Raw genomic sequence first — 12202 nt, 5'->3', positions numbered from 1 at the left:
TTCCGGTGATTTTCATGGGCATCGCATCACGTCTCCTCTTTTGGAAACTCACAGCGGTCATGCATCGATGGACGAGGGCCTTCCTCAGTGGCGCTTGCACGCGTCCCGTCATCCCATCGAGCGGATTGGGAGAGCTTCTAGCAAAAGCGGATCGGCGTAACAAGCAAAATGTACATATATGTCTATTAAATTTTCATCTATGATTGTTTTGTGTACTCTAATGTACATTCCAAACTATTGCCAGAACAACGAATTTCGCCAAAGATCCAGAATTTCTCCGTCGTTGCACCGACGCGCAGGGAATCGGCAGCCGGGCGGGAACGCCGGAGCGATTTTCGAGAGATGCTGGCTGAGATGGCTGAACACGCGTGATCGCGAGGCGAACGCCGTCCGCCGCGGAGAAGTCCGCCTTAGGGTCGCTTAGTTGCGGGAGCCAACGCGGTGCCCTTGGGAAGGTGCTCCATCAGAGATTGGCACGCCCGCATAATGTGGGCGTAGACAAGACTGCCGGCACCCTCGACGTCCCGCTTGCGGCAAAGTTCGAGGATCTGACGATGCTCATCGTCGGCGACCTGATGCCCGTTCGAAAGCGTGAGCTGAATCCGCAAGTAGCGTTCGATCCGATCATTCACCGACCGTATCATGTTCACCATGTACGGCCTGTGGGCATCCTCATAGAGCCGTGAATGAAAACGCCAATTGAGCTCGGCCCATCGTCCGATGTCCGTTTCCTGAGCAAACGCGTCGCAATAGGCTTGCGCCTGTGCGTAAGTCTCCTCTGTCATTTGAGGAATTGAAAGTTTTATCGCGCTGGATTCCAGGATCGCGCGTACCTCAAAAATCTGGACGAGCTCCGGCTCGGAGGTCGGCGTCACCACCGCTCCACGGTTTCTTTGGAAGGCGACGAGACCTTCGGCTTCCAGCCGCTTCAAGGCTTCCCTGACAGGGATTTTGGAGACGTTGAACATGCGGGCGACTTCGTCCTGGCGGATCGGCTCACCCTCGTCGAGCGTCCCATCAATGATGGAATCGCGGATGAACTTGACGATTACGTCCGAAGCCGTTGGGACGCTTCCCAAATTCGTAGCCTGCTCTGAGTTAAACGGCATTCCCGGTTCGCGTCCTTCGTTCTCGATAGGCGAGCAATATCGTAGGCCACTTTTGTTCTCAAGGCTTCCGCATTTGTCGGGACGTCCAACGTCGCAGATGCTTCCGTACGCCATCTTCCATAAGCCAGCCTTGACTCGCCTTTCGTAGATCGTATACGTTATCCGAAATTGATGCGAATGTGACATAATCCATGGGGAACGAAGATGCGAACGTCAAAGGTTGTGCACGTTGTTAGCTGCCACGCCGAAGGCGAGGTCGGCGATGTTATCGTCGGCGGCGTCGCCCCACCGCCGGGCGCAACCGTCTGGGATCAGGCTCGTTGGATCGCTGAGGACGAGACGCTGCGGAACTTCGTCCTGAACGAGCCTCGCGGGGGAGTCTTCAGACATGTGAACCTTCTTGTCCCACCAAAGAACCCGAAGGCGCAGATGGGCTGGATCATCATGGAGCCGGTCGATACCCCACCCATGTCGGGCTCAAACTCCATGTGCGTCTCAACCGTCCTTCTCGATACCGGCATTATCCCAATGCAGGAACCGATCACGCGCATGGTGCTGGAACCGCCAGGCGGCTTGATCGAGGTTGAGGCAGAGTGCCGCAATGGCAAGGCCGAGCGTATCCGTGTGCGGAATGTTCCTTCCTTCGCCGATAAGCTCGATGCCAAGCTCGAAGTCGAAGGAATTGGCACCTTGACTGTCGACACCGCCTATGGCGGCGACAGCTTCGTCATCGTCGACGCGGCGTCGCTGGGATTGCAGCTCCAGCCCGACCAGGCTCGAGATATCGCCCGGCTTGGCGTAAAGATCACAGAAGCTGCGAACGAACAGCTTGGCTTCAAGCATCCGGCAAACGACTGGGGCCACATCTCATTCTGCCAAATCACCGATCCTGTGGTCATGAAGGACGGCGTGCTTTGGGGCAAGAATGCCGTCGCCATACGTCCGGGTAAGATCGACCGTTCCCCTTGCGGGACCGGATGCTCGGCGCGAATGGCAATTCTCCATGCGAAGGGCCAGATGAAGCCGGGCGACAAGTTCGTGGGCACCTCGTTGCTCGATACGGAATTCCATTGCAGCATCGACAGTGAAGTTGACATCAACGGCAAGCTCGGCATCAATCCGATCATTTCAGGCCGGGCATGGGTGATCGGTACGAAACAGCTAATGGTCGATCCTAGCGACCCATTTCAAGCGGGTTATCGCCTCTCGGACACTTGGCCCATGGATATCTAGGAGGCAAATCTTGCCATTGATATATGTCGAGCCATACGCCAGTCTCGAAGGCTTAATCGGATGATCGAAAATCCAGAAGACTCCATCCGTATCAGCTTTGGCGATCTGAAATTGCTGTTGGTCAAGATTTTTGTTCGCTTCGGCGTCTCCGAGGCGAATGCGGCGATCCTGGCCGAAAACTGTGCCGGATGTGAACGCGACGGCAGCATGAGTCATGGCGTGTTTCGGATTCCCGGTTATGTTGCCACGCTTGGGAGCGGCTGGGTGGATGGTAAGGCATTGCCTACCATCGAAGATGGCGGCGAGGCCTTCATTCGCGTCGACGCCAGGAACGGCTTTGCCCAACCGGCACTAGCGGCTGCCACGCCGCTGTTGATCGAAAAGGCTTCAAGATACGGCGCGGCAGTCCTCGCGATCCGGAACTCGCATCATTTCAGTGCGCTTTGGCAAGATCTTGAACCCTTTGCCAGAAAGGGTTTCGTCGCACTTTCGATGGTGTCCGGACTGGCATGCGTTGCGCCTCCGGGAAGTGCGAAGCCGATCATGGGAACCAACCCCATTGCCTTTGCAACACCGGTTGCGGGCGCTGATCCCTTCGTTTTCGACTTCGCGACCAGCGCAATGTCGAATGGCGATCTGCGGATCGCGGCGCGTGAGGGCCATAACGTTCCGCCGGGCACCGGAGTCGATGCCGAGGGCCTCTTGAGCGAAGACCCGAAAAGAATTCTTGCGGGCGGTTCTCTTCTTCCGTTCGGCGGCCACAAGGGCTTCGCCCTTTCACTCATGGTGGAGGTTCTGGCATCTGGGCTAACGGGTGGTCAATTTTCAACGGAGGTCGATTTCTCGACTCATCCCGGTGCAGAAACCCCGAAAACCGGGCAGGCTCTGATCCTTATTGATCCGACGTGCGGAAACAATAACGCATTTGCAAGCCGGGTTGCCCATCTGATTGAATTGGTCCGGCAGTCCGGCGGAACACGACTGCCGTCAGACCGAAGGTATAGGACACGAGCAGCGTCAGAGCGCGATGGCATCCGACTGAGCGCCAGCACTTACGAACAGCTACGTTCATTCGCGCAATAAAACGGCGTTCTTCCGGCGCTCTGCAGGGAAGACGAAGGTTAGTCTACCTCATAGCCATGAAAGTCCGGGTGCCGTGGAAAATCATCTTCTGCCGTGTTGGTCTTTTCAGCTTTTGGCATCTTCACGCTGAAGGCGGCAAGCACCGCCTTGATGGCAATTGGCCCATAGTTGTCGGCAAGGTCTGAGACTTCGTTCGGCTGATTTTCGATCTTGCGGCGCATGATGTGACCCTCAGCGAATGCTGTAATTGTGAGAATTGCTGGATGGGTGGAAGCGTTTCGTGCGCTGGCGGATAAGGGTTGCCACGAAGACGACAGCTATCGGGCTTACTAATCCCATTGCCAGTTCCGCGTCGAATGCATGGACTCCATGCGCCAGACCTTTAAGGAAATAGCCAAGCAGCCCAACGACGTAATAGCTGACAGCCGCAATCGAAAGCCCCTCCACCGTCTGCTGGAGACGTAGCTGAAGCTGAGCGCGTTCGCTCATCGTCTGCAGAATGTCCCTGTTCTGTCGCTCCATCGCCACATCGACTTTCGCTCGCAACAATTGGGTCGCGCGCGCCAGCTTCCGCGAAAGGTTGACCTGCCTTTCCTCAAGCGAAAAGCATGTTTGAAGCGCCGGCGCCATGCGCCGATTGAGGAATGCCTGAAAGGTTTCGCGATCCGGCACCGGTTCGAAACCGATTGCGGTGATCCTTCCGAGAACAATATTCTGATAGGCGCGGCTTGCTCCAAAGCGGAACAGGGATTTCGCCGCACCTGCTTCAAGGCGTGCTGCAAGCACGACGAGCTTATCCAGCAAGCTTTCGTTGTCTTCCAGCGAGACGGTTTGCGTCATTTCCTGCGTTGCATCGACCAGTGAACGCTCGATCTGGCGCACGGACGGCTCCAGACGTTGAGCTTCGGGCAGACATAATAGAGCAAGGACTCGATAGGTTTCGAGTTCAAGCAGTCTCTGGGCAAGCGCACCAATCCGCATGGCGGGCACGCCATTGTTGACCACGAGAATTTTGACGAAGCCGCCGGCGTCCGGCTTGAAATCCGTGGCAACTATGACGCCCCCTTTTTCGGCGGTCATGACGCAAAGGGATTCCTTTGCGAACATTGCATCGATATCGGGCGCGGAAGACACATCAACTATATGCAGGTCGATGGCGACGAGGTGTGGGCCTGGCTGGAGAATGGCATACATCTGCGGAGCAAGAGTTGCCGGTTCCGCAGCAAAATCTGCCTGGGCGGGATGCTTGTAATACCAGCAATAGGTCGCAAATTCGCTGTGCCGTTCCCAACGAAGATGAATATCGCCAAACGACACGCGATGATGTCTGGCATTGGCCGGAATGGCGTCGTGGCCGTTTTCCTGGCAGTAAAGCGAAAGCGCTTCGCGCTCAGTGTCCCGTTCGGCTCCCGCTGAAAGAAACGCGAAATGCAAAAGACGTGCCGGCGTTTCGATCGGCCTGAACGGCCGGGCATGTACCTCCTCAAGCACAAACGCCCGGTCCTCATGGGGCGAAAGCATGGGCGCCGCCCTTTCAATTGCAGTGTTGTCTGCCATCGGTTCCCCTCCAGATACCGAACAGAAATCAAGGAGATACGTCTGCTCTCACTGCTGGAATTTGACCATGGTTCCCCCGCCCGCTGCTTGATCCGTCGGATAGACCTCGACACGCGAGACGTCGACGAAGACCGGCAGGTCGATGATGTTTTCGACTACGCGAGCGATGTTTTCAGGCTGAATGGAGCGATAGCCGTCATAGAGCACGGCATTCGCCTGACCATCCGGAATAGAGGTGCGGTAAAGTGAGGTCTCGACACGTCCGGGGACGATCTCGCTGACGCGCACCGATGTCCCGAGCAAATCAAGACGAAGATTGTCGCAGAACAGGCTCAAGCCGGCTTTGGAGGCGCCATAGGCCGACGAATTCGGGAAGGCAGCCCGCCCCGCGATCGAGCCGATGAAGATCAAATGACCGCGCCTGCGTTGCACCATGCCTGGCACAACCGCTCTGGTGAGACGCATCGGCGCCTTCAGGTTGACGTCGATCATGGCATCGATCTCGTCCGGATCGATCTCTTGGAAGGATGCGCGGGTCGACAGGATGCCGGCATTGTTGATGAGGATATCGACTTCTATACCATTCAGCGCTTCGGCGATCCTCTGCGTATCGCGCACATCCGCCTTGATCGGGATCGCACCGCTGGTCTCGGAGAGTTCCTTGAGCACATCTTCGTTGCGGCCGACGGCATAGACCGTGAATCCGCGTTGCCTAAGAGCGACGACAATCGCCTTGCCGATACCGCTGGTCGCTCCGGTTACGACCACGGTGCGATAGACATCAGACATAGATGTAGCCTCCGCTGATGACGACGTTTTCACCGGTGGCATAGGTGTTGCGGCTTGATGCCATCATGACGATCCACTCCGCCATTTCGACCGGCTCGGCTGCGCGGCCAAGCGCGCTGGCCTTGGCCAGTTCCGGCAGGAAGCCAAGTTCCTTGGCGCGATCGGTCGCAAAGCCGGCCGGCGCAACCGAATTGACGAGAATCTGATCCTTGGCGCATTCCTGAGCGAAAGATTTGGTCAGGCTGACCACGGCTGCCTTGGTCGCGGCATAGTGGGCATTCTGGGGATGTGCCTTGAAGGCGTCGACCGAGGTGACGTTGACGATGCGTCCCGTCACTTCCGGAGCATTCACATGCTGGCGCATATGAAGTACGGCAGCTACCATCATGTGATAGGTGCCCTTGACGTTGATGGCGTTTTCGAGATCCCACTCCTCATCGGTGATTTCGAGAATCGGCCGACGCGGATAAATCGCGGCACTGTTGACGAGGACATGGATGCGACCAAGCTGCCCGACGATTTCGTTGAAACCCCGATGCGCCGTTTCGGCGCGGGAGATGTCGGCGACCGCCGTCGCCACCTCTGCGCCGAGAGCACGCAGCACCTGCGCGGACGAAGCCAGCAATTGTTCATTGCGGTCGATCAGGCCGATTTTGGTTGCACCATGAGAGATCATAAGCTTCGCTGTCGTCAGCCCGAGACCAGATGCGCCACCGACGATGATTGCGGTTTGGTTCTTCAAGTTCCACCTCGTTGTTTTGCGTTGCGCCACCAAATTTGTATGTTATCACTTATATGCCAACTTTGACAAAGCTCAAGCGCTTTATGAAGGTTTTCCGATGATTCCACGTCTACGGACGAATTTCGTCACGCCCCTGCCCCCGGCCAGTTTCTTCGAACGGCTCATTGAAGCGGGCTTCAGCGGTGACATAGAAGCCGGCGCCGCGACGCGGACGGTTTTTGCGACCGACAATTCCATCTATCAGGTCGAGCCCGCAGCCATTCTTTTTCCGAAGGGCGCCGAAGATCTGAGAATTGTCGCAACCGTCCTTTCGGAACCGGCCTTCCGCACGATCGCGATTGCACCTCGAGGCGGCGGCACCGGTACCAACGGACAATCGCTGACATCGGGCATTGTGGTCGACTGTTCGCGGCATATGAACAGCATACTGGACATAGATCCGGTCCGAAGGGTTGCTCGCGTCCAGGCCGGCGTCGTCAAGGATCAGTTGAATCGCGCCTTGAAGCCATACGGCCTCTTCTTCGCGCCGGAGCTTTCCACCTCCAACCGCGCCACCATCGGCGGCATGGTCTCCACCGATGCCTGCGGCCAGGGCTCCTGCCTCTATGGAAAGACTAGCAACCATGTGCTCGGCCTGCGTATCGTGCTCGTCGATGGCTCAGAATGGTGGTCGCGCCCACTGGATGCGGCCGCGCTCGCCGAGGCTGCAGCGCGCCAGGACCGGATTGGAGAGATCCACAGGACGGTCGACCGTATCGCCCGCGAAAAGCACGACCGGATCGCGGAGGTCTTTCCGAACCTCAATCGCTATATGACCGGTTACGATCTCGCCCACATACGGCATCCCGATGGGCGTTTCGACCTCAACGCCATTCTCTGCGGCTCGGAGGGAACATTGGCGATGATCGCCGAGGCGGAGCTCAATCTTTTGCCGCTTCCGGCCCACGCCGCGCTGATCAACATCAGATATGGCGATTTCAATACGGCGCTGGAGGATGCCCGGACCCTGGCGGCGCTCAAAGTCGCTTCGGTGGAAACGATCGACGAGACGGTCTTGAAGCTCGCCAAGAGCGACATTGTCTGGAACAGCATTGCCCGGTTTTTCCCCGATGATGCAATCGGACCGGCAAACGGGATCAATATCGCGGAAGTTCTCGCCGACGATGAGGACGAGCTTGAACGCAAGTTATCCGAGATAACCGCAGCCATCGACACCGGTGCAAATGCACGCCGAAGAGGTTACACGGTGGTGCGGAACCACGCCGAGATCGAAGCGATATGGTCGATGCGCAAGCGCGCCGTCGGCCTGCTCGGCAATGTGGAAGGGCCGGTCCGGCCCGTGCCCTTCGTCGAAGATACGGCTGTTCCCCCTGAAAACCTCGCGGCCTATATTCGCGAGTTCCGTGCATTGCTGGACGGTGCGGGCCTTTCATACGGCATGTTCGGCCATGTCGACGCCGGCGTGTTGCATGTGCGACCGGCGCTCGACCTAACCCGCGCAGATCATGTTCCATTGGTGCGCAACATCAGCGACGCAGTGGTGGCACTCACCCGCAAATATGGCGGCGTCCTTTGGGGCGAACACGGCAAGGGCGTGCGTTCGGAATATGTGCCGGAATTCTTTGGCGACCTCTATCCCTGTCTGCAGGAGATCAAGCGGGCATTCGATCCGGAGAACCGGCTTAATCCCGGCAAGATCGCGGCGCCTTCAAACGAACCGCTTCTGAAAATAGACGAGGTGCCACTTCGCGGCAGCGTCGACCGCGTTCTCGGCAACGAGATCCGCGCCGCCTTTGACAATGCCGCCTATTGCAACGGCAACGGCGCCTGTTTCGACTTTGACGAAGCAAGCCCGATGTGCCCTTCCTATAAGGCGACGGGCGACCGACGCTTCTCTCCGAAAGGCCGTGCCGCACTGATGCGGGAATGGCTGCGGCTCCTTGCCGAGAAGGGCGTCGATCCGCGCAAGGAAGCAGAGCGGGCGCGCGGCGTCAATCCCGTTTTTGATCTTGCCCGGCGCGCCTTGAACTCACTCAATCCCAAAAACCGGGATGACTTCTCGCATGAGGTGCGCGCTGCGATGGATACGTGCCTGGCCTGCAAGGCCTGCGCCGGCCAATGCCCCGTCAAGGTCAGCGTCCCATCGTTTCGTTCCAAGTTTTTGGAGCTTTATTACGGACGCTACCTGCGCTCCATGAAGGATCTGCTCGTCGCGACCATCGAGACCACTCTGCCCTTGATGGTTCGGATGCGTCCCGCATACAACCTATTCGTGGGAACGCATGTGGGCCAGAAGCTGATGCATGTCGTCGGGCTGACGGCGCTGCCGCTGCTTCCACGCCTCTCCCTGGCGCGAGAGGCTGCCCGGCTGGGCGTGCCGATCGCGACCCCCAGCCGGATCGAAGCCTTGTCGCCTGACGAACGGAAACGGAGCGTCATTTTCGTTCCCGATAGCTTCACGGAGCATTTCGACCCGCAGGTTGCCGTCGCTGCGATAAAACTGGCGCGGAAAATGGGCCTGTCGCCCTTTCTCGCCGCCCGTCACACCAACGGCAAGGCGTTGCATGTCCATGGCTATCTCGGCCGCTTTGAGAGGACTGCAGGGCAATCCGCCGCTTATTTCAACCGCCTGTCCGATAGCGGTGTGCCTCTCGTCGGCCTTGATCCGTCGATGACACTTGCCTATCGCAGCGAATACAAAAGCGCGGTCGGTGCGAAGCTGAAGGCAACCGTCCTCTTGCCGCAGGAATGGCTAACGGCCAATGTCGACAGGCTAGGCACCCTGCCATCGACCGCCGAAGGCAAGAGCTTCCGATTGCTGGCCCATTGTACGGAACGCACGAACGCGCCCGCTTCCCTGGGGCAATGGAAAGCGGTGTTCGGAAGGTTAGGCATCGAACTTCAGACGGCTGACGTCGGCTGCTGTGGCATGGCAGGCACCTTCGGCCATGAAGCGCGCAACCGCGCCATCTCGGAGCGGCTTTATGCAATGAGCTGGAAACGCGAGATTGAAGCCGAGGATAAAACCAACATGCTGATGGCCACAGGTTATTCATGCCGGTCTCAAGTCAAGCAGATAGATCACAAAAGAATCTCGCATCCGTTTGAAGTGCTGAATGAAATAATTGCAGATTAGCACGACCATGCCGCGATCAAATGTGGCATGATATGTGATATGTGCTAAATTCGGCCCAGGAAAATCGGAGCAAATCAGGTGTCGATCATCACGCAACGGGGAAATCTCGCGGAAATCGTTGTTGCGAAACTCAGTGAGCGCATCGATTCCGGTCTTTATGCGCCCGGCGAGAAGATTCCGTCAAGCGCGCAGCTTTGCGAAGAGTTCGGCGTTTCCCGGACCGTCATTCGCGAGGCGCTCACCTCCCTGAAGGTGGGAGGCCGGGTCACGGCGCGTCAGGGCGCCGGCGTCTATGTGAGCGAAAAGGATGCCAAGGCCCTCAATTTCGAGATCGGCCGCATCGAGGACATCCGCTCGGCCATGCAGATCCTCGAACTCCGGCTTGGTGTGGAGATGCAGTCCGTCGCGCTTGCCGCTACGCGGCGTACGCCGGAAGCTCTTGCTGAGATCGCACGCGCCTACGATCGGCTGGAAACGCTTGCAACGGAAGATGCGGAAGTCGAAGCGCGCGCTGATTTCGAATTTCACCTTGCCATTGCGCGCGCCACCCGCAATCCACATTTCCCGAACTTTCTGGAAGCGGTGATCGAGAGGATTAACTTCGATCTGCTGCTGAAGCATCGGCAATCCGCACGCAATTACGGCACCTATCTGAAGAAGATCAACAAGGAACACGCCGCCATTTTATCCGCCATTACTCAGGGCGATCCCAAGGCGGCAAAAAGCGCGCTGGCAACCCATCTGGAAGAAAGCCTCAATCGCTATCGCGCGCTGCTCGATGAGCCTGTGAGCAGCGAAACGGAGCAGTAGCGGAGAAAAAGTGGCCTGCGCCGCCCGTTTGCCGGGCGGCGCATCGTCTTTTATTTGCCCTGTGCGATTGCCTGATCGCGAATTTGCGTAAGGCTCATCTTCGGCGTCAGCGCTTCCGGATCGATCCGGATTTCGATCAGGCTCGGCTTGCCCGATGCTTCACAACGTTCGAAGGCGCCGGCGAAATCCTCCGTCACCTCCACGGTTTCGCCGTGCAGCCCATAGGACCGGGCCAGCGAGGCAAAATCCGGGTTCGTCAGCCGGGTGCCTGACACACGGCCGGGATAGTTGCGCTCCTGATGCATGCGAATTGTTCCGTACATGCCGTTGTTGATGACGAGGAAGATGACGCGTGCGTCATATTGCATGGCGGTCGCCAGCTCCTGTCCGTTCATCAAGAAACATCCGTCGCCGGCGAAGGCCACGACAGTTCGCGAAGGATCAGTGATCTTCGCGGCGACCGCAGCCGGGACACCGTAACCCATCGAGCCATTGGTCGGACCAAGCTGGGTTCGGAAGGTACGGTACTGATAGAAGCGGTGCGCCCAGGCGGTATAATTGCCTGCCCCCATCGTCAGGATCGCGTCCGGTTTCAGGTGGCCGCGCAGCCATTCCATTACAGCGCCCATCTGGACAGGACCCGGAACCTGCGGATGCTTGAGGTTTTCCAGATAGTCGGCATGCGCCGCCGCCGTCCAATCGGTCCAGGCGGGTGCCGCTGCAGGCTTGAGCTTCACCGCCTGGGCCAAGAAGCCCGCGACACTGGCGTTGATCGGCAATGTCGCGTGGTAGACGCGACCCAGTTCTTCCGCACCGGGGTGAATATGGACAAGCGTCTGCTTCGGAACCGGAATGTCGATCAAACTATACGCGCCGGTGGTCATTTCGCCGAGACGGGCACCGATCGAGATCAGCAGGTCACAGTCTTTAACGTGCTGAATCAGGTTCGGCCCCGCCGCCAGCCCGAGGTCGCCGGCATAATTCGGATGCGTGTTGTCGAAGAGGTCCTGGCAGCGGAAGGAGGCTGCGATCGGCAGGCTGAAAGTTTCCGAGAAGCTTTTCAGATCCGCCACCGCCTGTTGCGTCCAGCCACCGCCACCGACGATGGCCATCGGACGCTTGGCCTTGGACAGGAGTGCCTGCAATTCCTGCAATTGCGGCTCGCCGGCATAGGCCTCGACGCGCCGGTAGGCCGGCGTGTCGGCAACGTCGACCATGTCGGTCAGCATGTCTTCCGGCAGTGCCACAACCACCGGGCCGGGGCGCCCGTTGACAGCGCGATGGAATGCCTGGCTGATCAATTCGGGAATGCGGGCCGCATCCTCGATCTCAACCACCCACTTCGCCATCTGACCGAACATGCGCCGGTAATCGATCTCCTGAAAGGCTTCACGTTCCATCTGGTCACGCGCCACCTGGCCGATGAACAGGATCATCGGCGTGGAGTCCTGGAAGGCAGTGTGCACGCCGATGGAAGCGTTCGTTGCGCCCGGGCCGCGGGTGACGAAGCAGATGCCGGGCTTGCCCGTCATCTTGCCATAGGCTTCCGCCATATAGGACGCCCCGCCCTCCTGACGGCAGATGACGAATTCGATGGCACCTTCTGCGTCATGAAAAGCATCGAGCGCGGCAAGATAGCTTTCGCCCGGCACACCGAACACGCGATCGACGCCGTGGATCCGCAGGGCATCGACCAGAACCTGGCCGCCGCTGCGCTTTGAAGTTTCGTACCTCATGGGGTTC

Annotated in this window: 10 protein-coding genes; 4 read left to right on the top strand and 6 right to left on the bottom strand. The window is 58.4% G+C overall.

What is annotated here, in order from left to right; all coding sequences use genetic code 11:
• Positions 1-410: 410 nt before the first annotated feature.
• Complete coding sequence (locus tag QA648_RS20380; RefSeq protein WP_260305280.1) at positions 411-1109, bottom strand: GntR family transcriptional regulator; 699 nt, start codon at positions 1107-1109, stop codon at positions 411-413.
• A gap of 204 nt (positions 1110-1313) precedes the next feature.
• On the opposite strand from QA648_RS20380, the gene QA648_RS20375 reads away from it, so the two are divergent.
• Both QA648_RS20375 and QA648_RS20370 read left to right on the top strand, forming a co-directional pair.
• The gene (locus tag QA648_RS20375; protein WP_283053239.1) at positions 1314-2342 is read left to right on the top strand and encodes a proline racemase family protein; all 1029 of its coding nucleotides are present in this window, start codon (positions 1314-1316) and stop codon (positions 2340-2342) included.
• 60 nt (positions 2343-2402) lie between these two features.
• Positions 2403-3425 (top strand): Ldh family oxidoreductase, encoded by a 1023-nt coding sequence (locus QA648_RS20370; RefSeq protein ID WP_283053237.1) that lies wholly within the window; start codon positions 2403-2405, stop codon positions 3423-3425.
• A gap of 38 nt (positions 3426-3463) precedes the next feature.
• Here QA648_RS20370 and QA648_RS20365 read toward each other — a convergent pair whose 3' ends face one another.
• The 4 genes from QA648_RS20365 to QA648_RS20350 are packed head-to-tail and all read right to left on the bottom strand — an operon-like array spanning position 3464 to position 6513.
• Positions 3464-3646, bottom strand: a complete 183-nt coding sequence (locus QA648_RS20365) for a hypothetical protein (RefSeq protein WP_260304695.1) — start codon at positions 3644-3646, stop codon at positions 3464-3466.
• Between the two features lie 10 nt (positions 3647-3656).
• On the bottom strand, positions 3657-4982 hold the full coding sequence (locus tag QA648_RS20360) for a DUF3422 domain-containing protein (RefSeq protein ID WP_283053234.1): 1326 nt from the start codon (positions 4980-4982) through the stop codon (positions 3657-3659).
• 48 nt (positions 4983-5030) lie between these two features.
• Positions 5031-5771 (bottom strand): SDR family oxidoreductase, encoded by a 741-nt coding sequence (locus QA648_RS20355; protein ID WP_283053232.1) that lies wholly within the window; start codon positions 5769-5771, stop codon positions 5031-5033.
• Positions 5764-6513, bottom strand: a complete 750-nt coding sequence (locus tag QA648_RS20350) for an SDR family oxidoreductase (RefSeq protein WP_260304692.1) — start codon at positions 6511-6513, stop codon at positions 5764-5766. The genes QA648_RS20355 and QA648_RS20350 overlap by 8 nt, the downstream gene beginning before the upstream one ends.
• Positions 6514-6610: 97 nt before the next feature.
• Here QA648_RS20350 and QA648_RS20345 point away from each other — a divergent pair, with 97 nt between their 5' ends.
• On the top strand, positions 6611-9649 hold the full coding sequence (locus QA648_RS20345) for an FAD-binding and (Fe-S)-binding domain-containing protein (protein ID WP_283053230.1): 3039 nt from the start codon (positions 6611-6613) through the stop codon (positions 9647-9649).
• Positions 9650-9727: 78 nt separating this feature from the next.
• Positions 9728-10459, top strand: a complete 732-nt coding sequence (locus QA648_RS20340; protein WP_104826130.1) for a FadR/GntR family transcriptional regulator — start codon at positions 9728-9730, stop codon at positions 10457-10459.
• A gap of 50 nt (positions 10460-10509) precedes the next feature.
• Here the strand turns inward: QA648_RS20340 and QA648_RS20335 are convergent, their stop codons facing one another.
• Positions 10510-12195, bottom strand: coding sequence for a thiamine pyrophosphate-binding protein (locus tag QA648_RS20335; protein WP_283053228.1), 1686 nt, complete (start codon positions 12193-12195; stop codon positions 10510-10512).
• Positions 12196-12202: the final 7 nt, after the last annotated feature.

The sequence above is a fragment of the Rhizobium sp. CB3171 genome (genome assembly GCF_029714265.1).
Taxonomy (GTDB): Bacteria; Pseudomonadota; Alphaproteobacteria; order Rhizobiales; family Rhizobiaceae; genus Rhizobium.
This window is presented reverse-complemented; position numbering and strand designations above follow the sequence as displayed.

Excerpts from the sequence above, each read along its gene's own strand:
- QA648_RS20360 (WP_283053234.1), bottom strand. The coding sequence starts at position 4,982 with ATGGCAGACAACACTGCAATTGAAAGGGCGGCGCCCATGCTTTCGCCC.
- QA648_RS20365 (WP_260304695.1), bottom strand. The coding sequence starts at position 3,646 with ATGCGCCGCAAGATCGAAAATCAGCCGAACGAAGTCTCAGACCTTGCC.
- QA648_RS20335 (WP_283053228.1), bottom strand. The coding sequence starts at position 12,195 with ATGAGGTACGAAACTTCAAAGCGCAGCGGCGGCCAGGTTCTGGTCGAT.
- QA648_RS20380 (WP_260305280.1), bottom strand. The coding sequence starts at position 1,109 with ATGCCGTTTAACTCAGAGCAGGCTACGAATTTGGGAAGCGTCCCAACG.
- QA648_RS20370 (WP_283053237.1), top strand. The coding sequence starts at position 2,403 with ATGATCGAAAATCCAGAAGACTCCATCCGTATCAGCTTTGGCGATCTG.
- QA648_RS20345 (WP_283053230.1), top strand. The coding sequence starts at position 6,611 with ATGATTCCACGTCTACGGACGAATTTCGTCACGCCCCTGCCCCCGGCC.
- QA648_RS20355 (WP_283053232.1), bottom strand. The coding sequence starts at position 5,771 with ATGTCTGATGTCTATCGCACCGTGGTCGTAACCGGAGCGACCAGCGGT.
- QA648_RS20375 (WP_283053239.1), top strand. The coding sequence starts at position 1,314 with ATGCGAACGTCAAAGGTTGTGCACGTTGTTAGCTGCCACGCCGAAGGC.